17 protein-coding genes and 1 riboswitch are annotated in these 16,221 nt (G+C 42.6%); of the genes, 13 read left to right on the top strand and 4 right to left on the bottom strand.

Features of this window, described 5'->3' with window-relative positions:
* Positions 1–47: 47 nt before the first annotated feature.
* The 4 genes from KFT32_RS00770 to KFT32_RS00755 form a co-directional block, all read right to left on the bottom strand.
* On the bottom strand, positions 48–1,028 hold the full coding sequence (locus tag KFT32_RS00770) for a cation diffusion facilitator family transporter (RefSeq protein ID WP_211745099.1): 981 nt from the start codon (positions 1,026–1,028) through the stop codon (positions 48–50).
* Positions 1,029–1,168: 140 nt separating this feature from the next.
* A complete protein-coding gene (locus tag KFT32_RS00765; RefSeq protein WP_211745098.1) occupies positions 1,169–1,492 on the bottom strand; it encodes a hypothetical protein in 324 nt (107 codons plus the stop codon).
* 124 nt (positions 1,493–1,616) lie between these two features.
* Positions 1,617–3,272 (bottom strand): DUF4179 domain-containing protein, encoded by a 1,656-nt coding sequence (locus KFT32_RS00760; protein WP_249435601.1) that lies wholly within the window; start codon positions 3,270–3,272, stop codon positions 1,617–1,619.
* Positions 3,262–3,801, bottom strand: a complete 540-nt coding sequence (locus tag KFT32_RS00755) for an RNA polymerase sigma factor (RefSeq protein ID WP_211745095.1) — start codon at positions 3,799–3,801, stop codon at positions 3,262–3,264. Before KFT32_RS00755 ends, KFT32_RS00760 begins: the two co-directional genes overlap by 11 nt.
* A 211-nt stretch (positions 3,802–4,012) precedes the next feature.
* Between KFT32_RS00755 and KFT32_RS00750 the strand changes: the two genes are divergently transcribed.
* From KFT32_RS00750 to ribH, 13 genes are all read left to right on the top strand, one after another.
* A complete protein-coding gene (locus tag KFT32_RS00750) occupies positions 4,013–5,197 on the top strand; it encodes a D-alanyl-D-alanine carboxypeptidase family protein (RefSeq protein ID WP_211745093.1) in 1,185 nt (394 codons plus the stop codon).
* Positions 5,198–5,310: 113 nt separating this feature from the next.
* Positions 5,311–5,664 carry an anti-sigma F factor antagonist gene (gene spoIIAA, locus KFT32_RS00745; RefSeq protein ID WP_211745092.1) on the top strand — a complete coding sequence of 118 codons (354 nt, stop codon included), beginning with the start codon at positions 5,311–5,313 and terminating at the stop codon, positions 5,662–5,664.
* Complete coding sequence (gene spoIIAB, locus KFT32_RS00740) at positions 5,661–6,113, top strand: anti-sigma F factor (protein ID WP_211745091.1); 453 nt, start codon at positions 5,661–5,663, stop codon at positions 6,111–6,113. Before spoIIAA ends, spoIIAB begins: the two co-directional genes overlap by 4 nt.
* Before the next feature lie 11 nt (positions 6,114–6,124).
* Positions 6,125–6,880, top strand: a complete 756-nt coding sequence (sigF, locus tag KFT32_RS00735; RefSeq protein ID WP_211745090.1) for an RNA polymerase sporulation sigma factor SigF — start codon at positions 6,125–6,127, stop codon at positions 6,878–6,880.
* A gap of 222 nt (positions 6,881–7,102) precedes the next feature.
* Positions 7,103–7,762, top strand: coding sequence for a stage V sporulation protein AA (locus tag KFT32_RS00730; protein WP_211745089.1), 660 nt, complete (start codon positions 7,103–7,105; stop codon positions 7,760–7,762).
* On the top strand, positions 7,759–8,181 hold the full coding sequence (locus KFT32_RS00725) for a stage V sporulation protein AB (RefSeq protein WP_211745088.1): 423 nt from the start codon (positions 7,759–7,761) through the stop codon (positions 8,179–8,181). The genes KFT32_RS00730 and KFT32_RS00725 overlap by 4 nt, the downstream gene beginning before the upstream one ends.
* Positions 8,182–8,254: 73 nt before the next feature.
* Positions 8,255–9,862, top strand: coding sequence for a spore germination protein (locus KFT32_RS00720; RefSeq protein WP_481856288.1), 1,608 nt, complete (start codon positions 8,255–8,257; stop codon positions 9,860–9,862).
* A gap of 131 nt (positions 9,863–9,993) precedes the next feature.
* Positions 9,994–11,325 (top strand): diaminopimelate decarboxylase, encoded by a 1,332-nt coding sequence (gene lysA, locus KFT32_RS00715; RefSeq protein ID WP_211745084.1) that lies wholly within the window; start codon positions 9,994–9,996, stop codon positions 11,323–11,325.
* Between the two features lie 271 nt (positions 11,326–11,596).
* Positions 11,597–12,031 (top strand): peptidylprolyl isomerase, encoded by a 435-nt coding sequence (locus tag KFT32_RS00710; protein ID WP_211745083.1) that lies wholly within the window; start codon positions 11,597–11,599, stop codon positions 12,029–12,031.
* A gap of 140 nt (positions 12,032–12,171) precedes the next feature.
* Positions 12,172–12,336, top strand: a riboswitch (FMN riboswitch).
* A 234-nt stretch (positions 12,337–12,570) separates the two neighbouring features.
* Complete coding sequence (gene ribD, locus KFT32_RS00705) at positions 12,571–13,680, top strand: bifunctional diaminohydroxyphosphoribosylaminopyrimidine deaminase/5-amino-6-(5-phosphoribosylamino)uracil reductase RibD (RefSeq protein ID WP_211745082.1); 1,110 nt, start codon at positions 12,571–12,573, stop codon at positions 13,678–13,680.
* A gap of 13 nt (positions 13,681–13,693) precedes the next feature.
* Entirely contained in the window at positions 13,694–14,362 is a 669-nt protein-coding gene (gene ribE, locus KFT32_RS00700) for a riboflavin synthase (protein ID WP_211745081.1), read from the top strand.
* A 49-nt stretch (positions 14,363–14,411) separates the two neighbouring features.
* Positions 14,412–15,653, top strand: coding sequence for a bifunctional 3,4-dihydroxy-2-butanone-4-phosphate synthase/GTP cyclohydrolase II (locus tag KFT32_RS00695; protein WP_283246396.1), 1,242 nt, complete (start codon positions 14,412–14,414; stop codon positions 15,651–15,653).
* A gap of 26 nt (positions 15,654–15,679) precedes the next feature.
* Positions 15,680–16,147, top strand: a complete 468-nt coding sequence (gene ribH, locus KFT32_RS00690; protein WP_211745080.1) for a 6,7-dimethyl-8-ribityllumazine synthase — start codon at positions 15,680–15,682, stop codon at positions 16,145–16,147.
* Positions 16,148–16,221: the final 74 nt, after the last annotated feature.

Below are 16,221 nucleotides of genomic sequence, written 5' to 3'. Positions count from 1 at the left end.
AAGAAGCAGATGTCCGTATAGGATATCTGCTTCTTTTGTTGTCTATATTAGTTGCAAGGCTCATCTAGATGAAGGCCATCACTTTCTATCTGAATTGTGGAATGAGAGATCTGAAAATTTCGTTCTAACAACGATTTAGCCTCTTTAAGCAGTTCGTCACGATCAGCCTCTCCTGACACCACCAAGTGGACAGTTAACGCGGGAAAATCGGAAGTAATCGACCAGGTATGTAAGTCATGCAGACTCAATACGGACGGCAATTGGAGGAGCTGCTCTCGCACTTCCTCAAGATTAATAAATTCAGGTTTTCCTTCCATTAGAACATGAACGGAGTCTTTTGTAATTCGGTAGCCACTGATCAAGATTAAGACGGCAACGATTAGACTAGCGATTGGGTCTGCAACAGACCAGCCAAAGAATAGCATGAGCAGACCAGCAATAATGGCTCCAATCGAACCAAGCAGATCACCAAGTACGTGCAAAAAGGCTCCACGTAAATTGAGATTTCCTTTCACATCGCCACCAGTCATGAGAATAAAAGCGACAACGATATTAATTACGAGCCCGATAATAGCTATAGTTAGCATTCCGCCGCTAGCTACTTCCGGCGGAGCGGAAAAGCGCTGAATGGCTTCCCAAATAATGGTGATAGATATGAATAGTAGCGTCAGGCCATTTAAGAAGGCAGCCAAGATTTCAAAACGTTTATATCCATAGGTTTTGGATGAACTTGCTGCTTTTTCACCGAGGCGAAATGCAAATAACGCAAGTCCCAGAGCGATAGCGTCACTCAGCATATGTCCTGCATCGGCAAGGAGTGCCAGACTGCCTGTTATAAGCCCCCCGATGACTTCCACGATCATAAAGGCAGTAATGAGCAGAAAAGAGAGGAAGAGCGCCTTTTTATTGTTTGTATGAATATGAGAGTGCCCTGAACCCCCTTGTTGATGTCCGTGATGATCATGATGGTCACTATGACCATGGGAGTGCTCCTGTTTGTGGTCGGATGAATGTTGATGTTCTTTCATAATAGATTGCCTCCGTGTCATTCTTTCGTGTTGTTTATTTCACGTTTACAGTACCCTTTATGTCTTATTCTATGTAACACGATGCTGTACATCATATTACCCCTAATTTGTCATCGTTGAAGCGATTAGTAGACATTGATTTATTTTAACTTCTTGTATATTTTGAGTTCCTGTTCGTTCCACTTTGCTCCAAGCAAATCTTCATCTAACCAGTAAATTGTGCCTTGTTTTAATTCATTTGAGCTGAGTTCTTCATGTTCCCATTCACCAGGTCGTACTTGCGATTGAATTGAGCCTATTTTGATCTTGTCAGGATAGGCTGAGACACCAATATTATCATGCCCCATATACTTCTGTCCTTCATATATTACGAGAGAAGGGTAGGACGAGGGAGTATCGTGAGAACATCCAATAATAACCGACAATAAAAGGATGAAACGAAGTGTTTTTACATTTTTACTCATGAAGTTTACAGCTCCTTTCGTGTCTTTCATAACTAATAGACTAACTTCAGAAGAGCGTAGTTCGCTGAAATAGCAAATAAATGAAAAAAAGATATCAGGATTCTTCCTGATATCTCTAGCTTTGTTATTGATCCCTGATCTTGATCGGTATCTTTACCTTTTCATTTAAATGATCGGTTGTGTACATGTATACGTAGATATCCAGATGTTTCGGTGCGAAATTTTCATATACATCCATACTTTTATTTTTCCCTTCTCCTCTAAAATTCACGATAACGGGATTCCCATACATCTTTTCTTTACCGTCATAATAATAGGTTTGATTGATTCCTCCAAATGTAGGGTTTTCGCTGCTAGATTCTACATAGAGCTCCTCATCCTTCAGGTAATAAGTCCAATCCACCATATAACCTTCGTATACCGTTTGGAAATGCTGAGGTTTAGTCGAGATATTGGAGAGTCGGATGGACGTCTTTTCGTTACCTTTATGCTCATCTACACGTTTCTTCGCAATAAGAGAAATAGGTTGCTCTTGAAGGGAGGCGAGATCCATATGCATCATTTCAAAACGGAGTTCCGTTTTTTCTTTAGATTTCGCATTATAGTCCATGCTGCCAGTGAGTCGTTTCCCGCCGATCTCAAGCTCATAATCAAGAAAAGGCAAGAGAGTGTATTTGTCCTTATTGGTTACGATCAAACGAACTTCCGATGGAGTTACGATCATCTCTGTAATTTTGCTACCCTCCATCATTTGAGGAATAGGAAGGTCTAACTTTTCTTTTATCGTACTGTTTTCTAATTGAGATTTAGACAAAGTCATGTCAATTCCCCATTCTCCTGCTACACGACTTTTCTCACGTTCATAGGAGAGAGTGAAGTGAGTTCCTTCAGCAGAGAGTTGGTCTTTGGAATAGACCTGTTCAGACAAGGTTTGCTCTGAGTTTGTACCTGGTATGCCGTATACATTTTTTGATCCTTTAACGATCTCATTCTTATCATCCCATGCTGTAAAGGAAGTCCAGGTCCGCTCCCGTTGGTTCTTATCGAGGCCCTCAAAATTAACGGACGTGTGTAAAAGAATATCCTCCTTTGACTGGTCAAAAGACTGAATAGAGACCGTTCCAATGCCATCTTTCTTAATTGGGAATGTTTGTGTCCCCTGATTTGCAGGATTAAATGGGAGTGCTACTTCTGTTTTTTCTGTGAAAACTACATTTGTAACCGAAAAGCGCAGTTCTTCTTTCTTATGATTTAGAACATAATCGGTTTCAAAATACCCCTGATATTCATTTATTTCTGGATTCCATACCTGATAATAATGCCCTGGAATTGGTTTGCCTTCAGCAGTTAACAGCTCAACTTTGTCGTAACTCAAATTATAGTCTTGATCGGACACTTCCGGATTCAGTGTATATAGGAGTACTGTTCTGTTTTCATCAGAGAAAGCCGTATCTACCGTAAGTGTAATCCCATCTTTTGTAACAGACTGAGAAATGGATTGACCGAGACCTTGTTCCCATACAGAGTGAATGCCCGCTTTATTCGAAAGTACATCAGTCCAATTATAGTGAATAGCTGCATATACGGGAGTCGCGATCATGACCGCAGAGATCCCTGTGATCATTGCTGCCTTGGCTACACTAGTACGTTGAAACTTCCAAGCGTTAGAAGATGGCAATGTTCCTTTGCTCTGTTCAATTTTGTTCCACATCCGGTCAAAATCCGGGTAAGGGACAGGTGGAGCCGTTTGAATGGCTTCTCTGATCTTGTTATCTTCCATAGGCTTCAATGTGATTCTCTCCCTTCAAATAGTGGAACTCTTCCTGTTCCAGCTTGTTTCTCATGATCTTAATCGCTTTATGCAGTCTCGATTTCACCGTTCCAACAGGGATACGAAGTACCTCTGCAATCTCTGTCATCGTCAGATCATTGATGTATCGCAGGGTAATCACCACGAGAAGCTTGTCCGGGAGCTGTTGGAATAACATTTGCCAATCGGCTGATGTAGATTTCTCTTCCACAATCGTTTCTAGTGCTTTTGCAGAGGTTGTTGCTTCTTCATGAAGATGTCTAATTTGCAGCTGTTTTTCTCTTTTTTTGCGACTTTTTTTGAGTAGGTTCAAGCAATGATTCGTTGTAATTCGCATGAGCCAAGCCTTTAAATAATCTACCTTTTGGAAGTCTTGTTGGAATACGGTGACAAACACATCGTGGCACGCATCTTCAGCATCTTGTGCATTTTGAAGAAGGTAGTAACAGGTTCGATAAATTTCTTTATTGTACGTATTAAAAAGTTCACGTTCGGTCATTTGCATCACCCCTTTCGGTTGCTGATGTATATTTAACAAACAAGTCTCAAAAAAGGTTCATTCTTTCGATTCTTTCTAGATTGGAATAATCTCATTATTTTATCTCAGATAAAGGAATAATTTCCATTCATCCTGACGAGAATGTATAGCAGTATGACGCTTTAGATTAATTATTTCAGGGATCTATAGAAGAGGAGGATACGGGAACCTTATGAAAAAAAGAATGAATCTACTAATGGCCCTAGTGTTGACTGCTGCTATTATTGTTCCAGGTGTTGCAAAAGCGGAAGAGCCGATTCAGCCGCAAAAAAATGTAACACCTCCTGTTGAACTTGCAGGAAATGCGGTTTCAGCCGTGTTACTCGATGCGGACACAGGTACGATCATCTATGAAAAAAATGGGCACGAGAAGCTGCCTCCAGCGAGTATTACTAAAATCATGACTATGCTACTAATCGTGGAAGCGATTGATTCTGGTAAATTGAAATGGACGGATAAAGTAAGGGCGAGTGAATATGCGGCATCCATGGGCGGATCGCAAATTTTCCTTGAACCAGGCGAGGAAATGACAGTAGATGATATGCTCAAAGGTATTGCAATGGCATCGGGTAATGACGCTTCCGTAGCCATGGCAGAGAAGCTGGCAGGATCGGAAGCAGCTTTTGTTCAGATGATGAATGATCGTGCCAAGGAACTTGGGATGAACGATACTCATTTTGCTAACTGCAACGGACTGCCTGTCGATAATCATTATTCTTCTGCACATGATATCGCCATTATGAGCCGTGAGCTATTAAAGCATAACGATATTACCAAATATACAGGAGCTTATCAGGATCACTTGCGGAAAGATTCCGCGAAACCGTTTTGGCTCGTAAATACGAACAAATTAGTTCGGTTCTATCCAGGAGCTGATGGTCTGAAAACAGGCTATACGTCAGAAGCAAAATTCTGCTTATCAGCGACAGCTGTAAAAGACGGCATGCGGGTTGTAGCCGTTGTGCTTGGTGAACCGAATACAAAAACAAGAAACAGTGAAGTTTCGAATATGCTGGACTATGCCTTTTCTCAGTACACGATGAAATCCATTTATAAAAAAGGCGATGTCATCGGAAAAGTTCAGGTAGAAAAAGGGAATGTCAAAGAAATTGAAATCATTGCAGACATGCCTTACAGCGTCCTTATGAAAAAAGGTGCTTCTGGCGAAACCACCCAGAAACTGACTATTCCAACAGAGATCAAAGCCCCTGTGAAAAAAGGACAAGTTCTAGGAAAACTTATTGTTTCCCAAGATAACAAGGTCTTAAAGGAATTTGAGATTAAAGCAGCGGTAGATGTGGAGAAAGCAGGCTTCTGGAAACTATTTAAGCGGACAACCTCCAATCTTTTTCGCTAATTTTAGCACTTTTGTAGATTCATGAGAGTTTTCTTCTAGTTTTGTCGGGGGGCAGGAAACCGTTTCGCTAATGTAGAAATGGTTGGCTATGACAGGGAGGAGAGTGAGCAAGCATGAATTTGCAAGTAAACTTGGAACACGATCGCGGGGTACTCATTGTCCGTCTTTCAGGAGAACTCGATCATCACACGGCGGACTTGGTTCGTCTGCAGATGGATGAAGCGATTCAGAAGCAACAATGCAAGCATCTCGTACTCAGTTTACAAGATCTTCAGTTTATGGACAGTTCAGGACTGGGTGTTATTCTAGGACGCTATAAACTGATCCATCATAAAGGTGGCAAAATGGTTATTTCCGGAGCCAATCCGGCCGTTCACCGTTTGCTTGACATGTCGGGTTTGTTTAAAATTATGCCGGTTTTTGATAACGAGGGAAGTGCCCTCTCGGGTCTGGAGGTAGTCTCATGAATGCAGAACATTCCAATTTTATGAATTTGCAGTTTTCCGCAAAGTCGGAAAATGAATCTTTTGCTCGTGTGGCAGTTGCTGCCTTTATTTCACAACTCGACCCAACGATGGATGAGTTAAGCGATCTGAAGACGGTGGTTTCTGAAGCGGTAACGAACAGCATTATCCATGGTTATCACAGTGATCAGGATGGTGTGGTTACGATTAAGGCTGAAATTCTTGGTGATACCATTACTCTTGTGATTGAAGATAATGGTCATGGAATTGAGGATTTGGAGATGGCGAAGCAGCCGCTTTATACTTCCAAACCGGAGCTTGAAAGGTCGGGTATGGGCTTTACCATTATGGAAAACTTCATGGATGAATTTGAGGTGTCAAGCGAGCTTGGACGCGGAACCTCAATCGTCATGAAGAAAAGGATAGAATCCAAGAAAGCACTGTATAATTAGGGGTTGGACCTATGGAAGCAGAAACGAAACATAAAACACACACGTATCTAGAAGATGCGGAAGTCAAGCGCCTCATTGCTCTCTCCCAAAGCGGGGACAATGTGGCCAGGGACACGCTTGTCAATTGTAACATACGTCTTGTGTGGTCCGTCGTTCAGCGGTTTATGAACCGTGGATACGAGCCTGAGGATCTGTTTCAGATCGGCTGCATCGGGCTGCTGAAATCGGTAGATAAATTTGATCTCAGCTACGACGTCAAGTTCTCTACGTATGCAGTGCCTATGATTATAGGTGAAATTCAAAGGTTCCTTAGGGATGATGGAACACTGAAGGTAAGCCGGTCACTCAAGGAGACAGCGAACAAGGTTCGCAAGAAAAAAGATGAGCTTTCCAAATATTTGGACCGGTTGCCGACGATTAAGGAAGTAGCAGAGGCGCTGGGGATTACACCCGAGGAAGTTGTTTTTGCTCAAGAGGCGAATAAGCCACCGACCTCGATCCATGAGACCGTATTCGAGAACGACGGTGATCCGATTACCTTAATGGATCAGATTGCCGACGAGTCTCAGGAACGGTGGTTTGATAAGCTTGCACTGAATGAAGCAATTGAGAACCTATCAGAGCGAGAGCGTCTGATTGTATACCTCAGATATTATCGGGATCAAACTCAGTCTGAGGTGGCAACAAGACTCGGTATTTCTCAAGTACAGGTATCTAGATTAGAGAAGAAAATTTTGCAGGTGATTCGTGAACAAATCGCGCAGTAACTGTAAAAGTTAATAATCTTATTTCTGTACTGAAGAAAACTATAAATTCATTTAACAACGATATATAGTGGCTCAAAGTAAGACCCTATTCTTATTTATAAGAATAGGGTCTTTTTCTGCTTCACGTTCAGAGATTCTCATCTCCTCTTGACTTCAAGGAATAAAAAAGAGCCGATTTCTCCATACTATGTCTAATTTCGCAGTATAAGGAGTGACGTCAGGATGAATGTACCATCCGCTCCTGTAGTGTACGTTCGGCTTCACGCCCGAATTAAGATCAAGATGGGGAGTACACTCCAAATCAAGCATGTTTCTAATATTTTGAGTGATCCGCCGGAGTATGAAAACAAAATACGGGAGACCGTGTTAATGCAAACCGAAAAAAGCGATGGGACATTGCTTCTTGTAGATGTGCTCCCATTAATTGCTCGAATTAAACAAGTTGTTCCAGGGGCCCAAGTAGAAACACTTGGGAGCAGCCACACCTTGGTAGAATTGCTGCCTCATGAGCGGCCACCTTCTAAATCTCTATTCATCTTGGTTTGGCTGTTACTGTTTTTTGGATCTGCCTTGACCATTATGAATTTTCACGCGGATGTAAATATGAAAGAAGTACATATCCGTGTTGTTGAGATGCTTACGGGCTACAGAGATGAGAATCCTTATATGTTCCAGATTGCTTATTCCATAGGTATTGGATTTGGAATGGCCGTATTTTTTAACCATTTATTCAAGAAGAAATGGAACGATGAACCGACTCCACTTGAAGTTGAAATGTATCTCTATCAGCAGAATGTGGATCAATATGCAGTTAGTGAAGAATACGAGCGGATCAAATCATCCTTGACCGCTGACAACGCTCAAGGTAGGGATTATCCATGACAGTACTGGATGGCGTCATTATTATGTTTCTCGGTGTCGCCTCCGGCATCGCGGTAGGGAGCGGAGTTATCGCCCTATTTATTGTGCTTGATATGATCCCTCGCCTTGCACAACTGACACGTTCTTATAACAAGGCTCACGCATATGAAGTCGCCATGATTTCTGGTTCTCTCATCGGAACGGTAGCTGATTTTTGGCATCTGAAAATGCGACTGCTGCCGGTTGTGTCTATTTTTGTTGGGTTACTGTGCGGCGTATTTATTGGGTTACTGGCTGCGGCGTTAACGGAAGTGCTTAATGTACTCCCTATACTTGCCAAAAGGCTGGGCATGAAACCTTATTTATTCGGATTATTAATGGCGATGGTTTTTGGAAAAGTCGCAGGTTCATTATTTGATTGGTTTGTATTTGCTAAATAAGTTGTTAGATGTTTCAGGCTGGACATATGATTTTCTGGCTGAAGAGCATTGCCTATAAAAGGAGGACCTAATGATGCCGGAAGAACAAGGACGTTCTGAAGAAAGACAGGAACACAAGGAAGAGGGAAAGGATAGAACGAAAGAAGCAGAACTCAAAAAGAAACAGCAAAATGAAATGTCCGACTCTATTGAAGAGTCTATTGTCTACTGGCAAGGAAAAGATGTTGTAGTGCCTGAGTTTGAGAAATTGAAGCAAACTTTTAAATATGTCATGGGACTCGGGGAAAGCTTTGATGTGAATTTCCGGGAAATGACCTTTGGGGGGAGACATACCGGTTTACTGTTCGTGACGGGTCTTACAAAAGACACTGCGCTAACTGAAATATTTGAAAGACTTTCCTACATCAATCCTAGGGAAATGAATGCTGATGCAGCACAAGATTTTTTCGAGTATTACATTCCCCATATCCAAGTAAATAAATATACCGAGCTTAGCAAAATTATTCTCCAGGTTATGAGCGGCATGAGTGCCTTCTTTATCGAGGGTGAAGAAACAGCCCTTGTCATTGATACAAGAAGTTATCCGACTCGTAGTCCTGAGGAACCGTCTCTTGAACGAGTAGTCCGTGGATCTAGAGATGGATTTACCGAAACGCTGCTTACGAACGTTTCTCTTGTCCGTAGAAGATTGCATGATCCCGGATTTAAACTTGAGCTTCTCCAGGTCGGCCGGCGAACTAAAACGGATGTTTGTATCGCTTACATTGATGATATCGTGGATAAAGTGCAAGTAGACAGCATTCGTGAAAAGATTGAAAAGGTGAATTTGGACGGTATTCCACTTGCAGATAAGCAGCTTGAAGAAGCGATTATTAATAAGGGTTGGAATCCTTATCCCTTAGTTCGATATTCTGAACGTCCGGATAGTGTGGCATCTCATTTGCTGGAGGGCAGAGTTGTCGTTTTTGTAGATACCTCCCCAAGTGTCATGATTATGCCGACGACATTTTTTGATCTGTGTCAGCATGCGGAAGAGAACCGGCAAACGCCTTTTATGGGAACTTATTTGCGGTTAGTGCGGTTTATTGGGATCTTTGCATCTTTGTTTTTGCTCCCGTTATGGATGTTGTTTGTAATTGACCCTAGCTTGAAGCCTGTTGGGATGGAGTTTATTGGTCCTCAGGATAGTGTGAAGCTGCCAATCATCGTGCAGTTTCTTATCGTTGAACTTGGGATTGACCTTATGAGGATGGCCGCCGTGCATACACCGACTCCTCTGGCCTCTGCGATGGGACTCATCGCAGCGATTCTTGTGGGAGACGTAGCAGTAAAAACGGGCCTTTTTGTCAATGAGGTACTGCTCTATATGGCATTTGCTGCCATTGGGATGTTTGCAACGCCAAGTTATGAACTGGGTCTCGCGAATCGGATTATCCGGCTATTGTTGCTTGTCCTCGTTGCTGCTTTTAAAGCGCCAGGGCTCATTATTGGTACGACGGTGATAATCCTTGCGCTTACATTACACCGTTCGTATAATTCTTCTTATCTCTGGCCGTTTATACCTTTTAATGCAAAGGCGATGATGGAAACATTTATTCGGTCTCCGTTACTTGCATCTAAGAAAAGGCCTTCGTTCAACAAGCCGCGTGATAATACACGTCAACCATTGAAGAAAAAGTAGGATTCAGAACAGTAAATAAAATACAAATGTTGTGCCGATTAATCCATTATACGAAAAACAAATATCTGCTATACTGATGTAAAAATTCGATGGAATCTTTTCATTCCAGGAAAAGCGAGGACTAACGAATTATGTATTTACACGGTACTAGCAAAATTAATGCTTCAGGACATCTTGAAATCGGTGGATGCGATACGGTACAGCTTAAAGAAGAATACGGAACACCGCTATATATCGTCGACGAGCAGCTCATTCGTCAGCGTGCTAGAGAATACATGGATGCATTTAGAGCTTCAGGGCTTACGTTTCAAGTAGCCTATGCCAGCAAAGCTTTTAGCGTAAAAGCAATGTGTGCCCTTGCAGAACAAGAAGGCTTGTCCTTGGATGTTGTATCGGACGGAGAACTTTATACAGCATTACAAGCAGGATTCCCGACGGAACGTATTCATTTTCACGGGAACAACAAAACACCTGATGAAATTGAAATGGCGCTTGATGCAAAAATCGGCTGTTTTGTAGTAGATAACTTTACTGAAATTCATCTACTTCAAGCTTTGGCAGCAGAGAAGAATCAGAAAGTGAAAATTTTGCTTCGTGTTACACCAGGGGTAGAGGCTCATACACACGAGTACATTTCTACAGGTCAAACGGATTCGAAATTTGGATTTGATATCGGAAACGGATCTGCTTTTGAAGCGATCGAAGTGGCAAGCAAGCAGTCTCATTTGCAGTTGCTTGGAGTGCATTCTCATATTGGATCCCAGATTTTTGAGGTGGAAGGATTCCAAATGGCAGTAGAACGCGTAGCTGGATTTGCGAGGGAAGTCAAAGAAAAACTGGGCATTACTTTCCAAGTAGTAAATCTTGGCGGAGGTTTTGGCATTCGTTATGTAGAAGGCGACACACCGCTTCAAGTTTCGCAGTACGTTAAAGCGATTACTGATGGCGTAAAAACTCATTTTGCTGGTATTGGTGAAGAGCTTCCTGAAATTTGGGTTGAGCCAGGCCGCAGCCTCGTAGGAGATGCAGGTACAACACTTTATACCGTAGGTACAAGCAAAGACATCCCTGGTGTGCGTAAATATGTTGCTGTCGACGGTGGAATGACGGATAATCCTCGTCCTGCTTTATATGAATCTCAGTATGAAGCAATGCTTGCGAATCGTGCAAATGAACCTGTATCAGAGACTGTATCTATCGCTGGTAAAGCTTGTGAAAGCGGAGATATGCTGATTTGGGACCTGGAGCTACCAAAAGTAGAAACAGGAGATTTGCTCGCTGTTGCGTGCACAGGGGCTTACAACTATTCCATGGCTAGCAACTATAACCGAATTCGTCGTCCGGCTGTTGTTTTTGTTCAAAATGGAGAGAGCGATCTAGTCGTTCGCAGAGAAAGTCATGATGATATCGTGCGCAATGATATGATTCCTGCTCGCATGAATAAGCAAACGGTAACTTCCTAATCCGCTAAGTTTATAGGGGTTAACTGCCCGTGAAACAAAAAGACCAAGAACCTTACTTCTTAGAGCCTATGCTCGAAATGAAGACAGGACCCCCTTGGTCTTTTTGGGCAGGTCTGTTATTTTGTAATTTATGATAGAAAATGCTGCTCATATTTTGCTTATCTGTCCATTTCATAGTAAACTAATCATGGCGTGACGAAGGAAAAGGTAGACCTTATGCCTGAAGTCATACAGTATTGAACTGAAAATAAAGAATAGGACGTGAAACCAAATGAAAAAAGGTATCATCGAACTCGAAAATGGTGGAACTGTTGAAATAGAATTTCTACCAGAAGAAGCTCCAAACACAGTAGCAAACTTTGAAAAATTGGCAAACGAAGGATTTTATAACGGACTAAGCTTTCACCGTGTAATTCCAGGTTTTGTAGCTCAAGGCGGATGCCCTAACGGTACCGGTACTGGCGGTCCTGGTTACTCCATTGATTGTGAAACAGCTACAAACACAACAAAACACACAAAAGGTGTTCTTTCCATGGCACATGCTGGTAAAAACACAGGCGGAAGCCAGTTCTTTATCGTGTACAAGCCACAACCACATCTGGACGGTGTTCACACTGTTTTTGGTAAAGTTGTTAAAGGTATGGAATTCATCGATGGCGTGAAACAAGGCGACAAAATGAAGAGTGTATCTGTTTTTGACGCATAAGATTAGATTCAAATGAATATGTTAACACCCCTAATTGTAGGGGTGTTTTTTATATTTGTAGAAAGACTAATTATGGATACTGTTGATTTTTAGTTAAGAGGATGCTAATATTTCTCTTAAGCTTTACAACTTCATATTGTATTTTCCTTCGGGGCAGGGCGAAATTCCCTACCGGCGGTGATGACCTCCATGAGCATGAATTGTACATGGAACAGTCTAAGTCCGTGACCCGCTAAGCTAACGCTTACGGTGGATCTGGTGCAACTCCGGAACCGACAGTATAGTCTGGATGAGAGAAGGAATGAAGGTACATAGACGTTATTTGTTTATTACCGGCATATATAAATCGTTTGAGTCTATTGAAGCGTTTCTTAGGTGTGTACGTTTATTTTGGCGTACCCTGTGAATAGCTTATTAGAATCTGTGAACTTGATTTGTTATGCTTTTATTCAGCGATCTCTCTAAGGCCCCTTCCGGTTTATTTATCGGTTTGGGGTCTTTTTTGTTATTTTGGTTCGCAGAGAAATGAGGTAACAGAGATGGAATTGATGAATGATGAGTTCTACATGTCACTTGCCCTTGATATGGCGGAACGGGCGCAGGGACAAACGGGAATTAATCCGGTTGTAGGTTGTGTTATCGTCAAAGACGGCCGAATGGTTGGTCTTGGTACTCATCTGCAAAGAGGAAAAGGTCATGCCGAAGTACATGCGCTTGCGATGGCTGGGAGTGAAGCAGAAGGAAGCACGGTTTACGTTACGCTCGAACCTTGCAGTCATTATGGGAAAACACCTCCTTGCAGCGAAAAACTGATTAGCATGAAAGTGAAAAAAGTAATTGTAGCCTGCGAGGATCCAAATCATCAGGTGGCGGGTAAAGGAGTGGAGATACTTCGTAAACACGGAATTGAAGTGGAAGTTGGTATACTCCGAGACCGTGCGAGACGCCTTAACGAGCAATTCATCAAGTACATCACCACAGGAATACCGTTTGTCACTCTAAAGACGGCCTCCACATTAGATGGCAAAATCGCTACCAAAAGTGGGGACAGTAAGTGGATTTCAAATGACCAAGCCAGAGAACATGTCCATATGCTCAGGCATCGACATCAGGGAATCATGGTGGGAGTGGGGACCGTTATTACGGACAATCCCGAGTTAACAACCCGGTTACCTGTGGATGGAATAAATCCAATTCGGATCATTGTTGATTCAAAACTTCGGACCCCCAGAAACGCCAAGCTAGTGAAAGACGGTCTAGCACCAACGATTCTCCTGACAACAGATGAAGCTGACTTTGAAGCGGCTAAATATTTTGAAAATCTAGGTGTTCAGGTCGTTCGCTGTGGTCCCGGTCCAAGGGTGGATCTGCCTACAGCGCTTAGCAAACTTAGCGAACTTGAGATTGGCTCTATCTTGCTGGAAGGCGGAGGAACACTTAGTGGAGCCATGCTGGAGAAGAAGCTGGTGGATCGGCTGATTATGTTCATTGCACCCAAGATTGTTGGGGGATATCATAACCCCGGCAGTTTTCAATTTGAAGGGGTAGAACGTATGAGTGAAGCCATTAAGCTGAATAATCTTGAGGTGGAGACTATGGGTGACAATATCCGAATTACAGGATTGCCGGTCTGGCCGGAAAGTGGATAAGGAGTGATTTGTTTTGTTTACTGGCTTAATAGAAGAGGTGGGCAAAGTTCGGAGTATAGGCCGAAAAGGGGAAGCGATGGTGCTTGGAATTTCAGCCAAAAGGATTATGGAAGATCTAAACATTGGAGACAGCGTAGCTGTAAACGGTGTTTGTCTCACGGCTACATCCATCGAAGCTTCCGGTTTTCTTGCTGATGTTATGCCGGAGACATACAGGCACACCAATCTGAAACAGCTCGGTAATGGAAGTTATGTCAATTTGGAAAGAGCGATGTCTGCAAAAGGTCGGTTTGGTGGACATATTGTCCAAGGGCATGTGGACGGTACAGCTCAGATTACTTCCACTCAGAGGGATCAAAATGCAGTAGTATTTGAAATTTCTCCAATGAATACAGATGTTTTCAAATATATTATTCCAAAAGGATCCATCACAGTAGAAGGAACAAGCTTAACGGTAGTGGATGTAACGGGCGGTGCGTTCACGGTATCCATCATCCCTCATACTTTGCAAGAGACGGTGCTGGCCTATCGGAACACGGGAGATATCGTAAATATTGAATGTGATGTAATTGGTAAATATGTGAATCACCTACTTGGCTATGCGCAGAATCATTCAGGTTCAAAAGCTGATCAATCCTCTGCACTCAGCTATGATTTTTTAAGCAGTCATGGTTTTTCCTGAACATGAAAAAAATAGATAGAAGACAAACAAATGAAAGCAGGTTATTGCGATGGAGAATACATTCCTGTTTCATACAGTAGAAGAAGCCATTCTGGATTTGCAAAAAGGAAAGGTCGTTATCGTCGTTGATGATGAAGACCGTGAGAACGAAGGGGACTTTGTTGCCCTAGCTGAACTGGCTACTCCGGAAGTAATTAATTTTATGATTACACAAGGCCGAGGACTGGTATGTGTACCCATTACGCAGGAACGGGCCGATGAGCTGGATTTGAAACCTATGGTGCAGCAAAATACAGATTTCCACGGGACGGCTTTTACCGTATCCGTAGACCATAAACTGACAACGACTGGTATTTCAGCGCATGAGCGTTCGATCACGGTGAAAGCATTTATTGATCCTGATGCAAAAGGCGAAGACTTCAGAAAACCAGGACATATGTTTCCTCTCATTGCCAAAAAAGGCGGAGTGCTTAGACGTGCTGGACATACGGAAGCTGCTGTGGATTTGGCACGAATGAGCGGAGCGTATCCAGCTGGCGTAATATGCGAAATTATAAAAGAGGATGGCTCGATGGCTCGTCTGCCTGATCTCTATGAAATTGCACAGAAACATGATCTGAAACTGATTACTATCAAGGACATGATTGCATATCGGAATACGAAAGAAAATCTGGTGACACGGGAAGTTAGTGTTCGAATGCCAACTGATTTTGGAGAATTCCGTGCGGTTGCCTACACTAATGAAGTGGATAACAAAGAACATGTAGCTCTCGTTAAAGGGGAGCTAGATCCCAATGAACCGATACTTGTACGTGTCCATTCGGAATGTTTGACAGGGGATGTTTTTCATTCCCATCGTTGTGACTGTGGCCCTCAGTTTGACGCAGCACTGAGGCAAATCCACGAAAATGGAAGTGGTGTCCTTCTCTATATGCGTCAGGAAGGAAGAGGAATTGGCCTTATTAATAAACTGAAGGCCTATAAACTTCAGGAGCAGGGCTTAGATACCGTAGATGCAAATCTGAAGCTTGGTTTTCCAGCCGATCTTCGGGACTATGGTATAGGTGCTCAAATTTTGAAAGATCTTGGTGTCAGTAAGATTAAGCTCCTTACGAACAATCCGCGCAAAATAAAAGGACTGGAAGGATACGGTCTGGAAGTCGTGGAGCGGGTTCCGATTCAGATAGCTGAGAACGAAGATAATACTTCCTATCTGCATACGAAACAGGCGAAACTCGGTCATATGTTAACTTTTGATGATATAGAACAGAACGAAGATAAAGATCTTTAATTAGAAGAGAAGAGGAGAAGTAAATTATGGCAAATTATTTTGAAGGAAATTTGGTTTCCGAGGGATTACGATACGGTGTGGTTGTAGGAAGGTTTAATGAATTTTTGACAAGCAAGCTATTGTCTGCTTCCTTGGATGCTTTTAAACGTCATGGTGTGAAGGACGATGAAGTCGATGTAGCATGGGTTCCCGGTGCATTTGAAATCCCGCTGATTGCTCAAAAAATGGCCGAGAGCGGCAAATACGATGCTGTAGTAACGCTGGCTACCGTCATTCGCGGATCTACAACACATTATGATTATGTATGTAATGAAATGTCTAAAGGAGTTGCAGCTATTAATCTGAAGACCGGCGTTCCTACTATTTTTGGTCTCGTCTCCACCGAGAATATTGAACAGGCAATTGAGCGTTCCGGAACCAAGGCGGGTAACAAAGGATGGGATGCGGCAGTGGCAGCAATTGAAATGGCAAACTTGACGAAACAGCTAAAATAGTGCTTATTTAATGTAGTGCCCTGTACTCGCATCTTTTTGGTAAAATACAAAAAGATGCGGGGGCAGGGCACTTG

Origin of the sequence: Paenibacillus sp. Marseille-Q4541, assembly GCF_018310695.1 — a bacterium.
Classification (GTDB): Bacteria; Bacillota; Bacilli; order Paenibacillales; family Paenibacillaceae; genus Paenibacillus.
The sequence above is the reverse complement of the archived record's forward strand: the minus strand, read 5'-3'. Positions and strand labels throughout refer to the sequence as shown.

Bases quoted from the DNA above. Each gene is read 5' to 3' on its own strand.
- KFT32_RS00710 (WP_211745083.1), top strand. From the start codon at position 11,597: ATGAAAAAAGGTATCATCGAACTCGAAAATGGTGGAACTGTTGAAATA.
- spoIIAB (WP_211745091.1), top strand. From the start codon at position 5,661: ATGAATGCAGAACATTCCAATTTTATGAATTTGCAGTTTTCCGCAAAG.
- ribD (WP_211745082.1), top strand. From the start codon at position 12,571: ATGGAATTGATGAATGATGAGTTCTACATGTCACTTGCCCTTGATATG.
- KFT32_RS00770 (WP_211745099.1), bottom strand. From the start codon at position 1,028: ATGAAAGAACATCAACATTCATCCGACCACAAACAGGAGCACTCCCAT.
- KFT32_RS00695 (WP_283246396.1), top strand. From the start codon at position 14,412: ATGGAGAATACATTCCTGTTTCATACAGTAGAAGAAGCCATTCTGGAT.
- KFT32_RS00750 (WP_211745093.1), top strand. From the start codon at position 4,013: ATGAAAAAAAGAATGAATCTACTAATGGCCCTAGTGTTGACTGCTGCT.
- KFT32_RS00725 (WP_211745088.1), top strand. From the start codon at position 7,759: ATGACAGTACTGGATGGCGTCATTATTATGTTTCTCGGTGTCGCCTCC.
- lysA (WP_211745084.1), top strand. From the start codon at position 9,994: ATGTATTTACACGGTACTAGCAAAATTAATGCTTCAGGACATCTTGAA.
- KFT32_RS00765 (WP_211745098.1), bottom strand. From the start codon at position 1,492: ATGAGTAAAAATGTAAAAACACTTCGTTTCATCCTTTTATTGTCGGTT.
- KFT32_RS00760 (WP_249435601.1), bottom strand. From the start codon at position 3,272: ATGGAAGATAACAAGATCAGAGAAGCCATTCAAACGGCTCCACCTGTC.
- spoIIAA (WP_211745092.1), top strand. From the start codon at position 5,311: ATGAATTTGCAAGTAAACTTGGAACACGATCGCGGGGTACTCATTGTC.
- sigF (WP_211745090.1), top strand. From the start codon at position 6,125: ATGGAAGCAGAAACGAAACATAAAACACACACGTATCTAGAAGATGCG.
- ribH (WP_211745080.1), top strand. From the start codon at position 15,680: ATGGCAAATTATTTTGAAGGAAATTTGGTTTCCGAGGGATTACGATAC.
- KFT32_RS00720 (WP_481856288.1), top strand. From the start codon at position 8,255: ATGCCGGAAGAACAAGGACGTTCTGAAGAAAGACAGGAACACAAGGAA.
- KFT32_RS00730 (WP_211745089.1), top strand. From the start codon at position 7,103: ATGAATGTACCATCCGCTCCTGTAGTGTACGTTCGGCTTCACGCCCGA.
- KFT32_RS00755 (WP_211745095.1), bottom strand. From the start codon at position 3,801: ATGACCGAACGTGAACTTTTTAATACGTACAATAAAGAAATTTATCGA.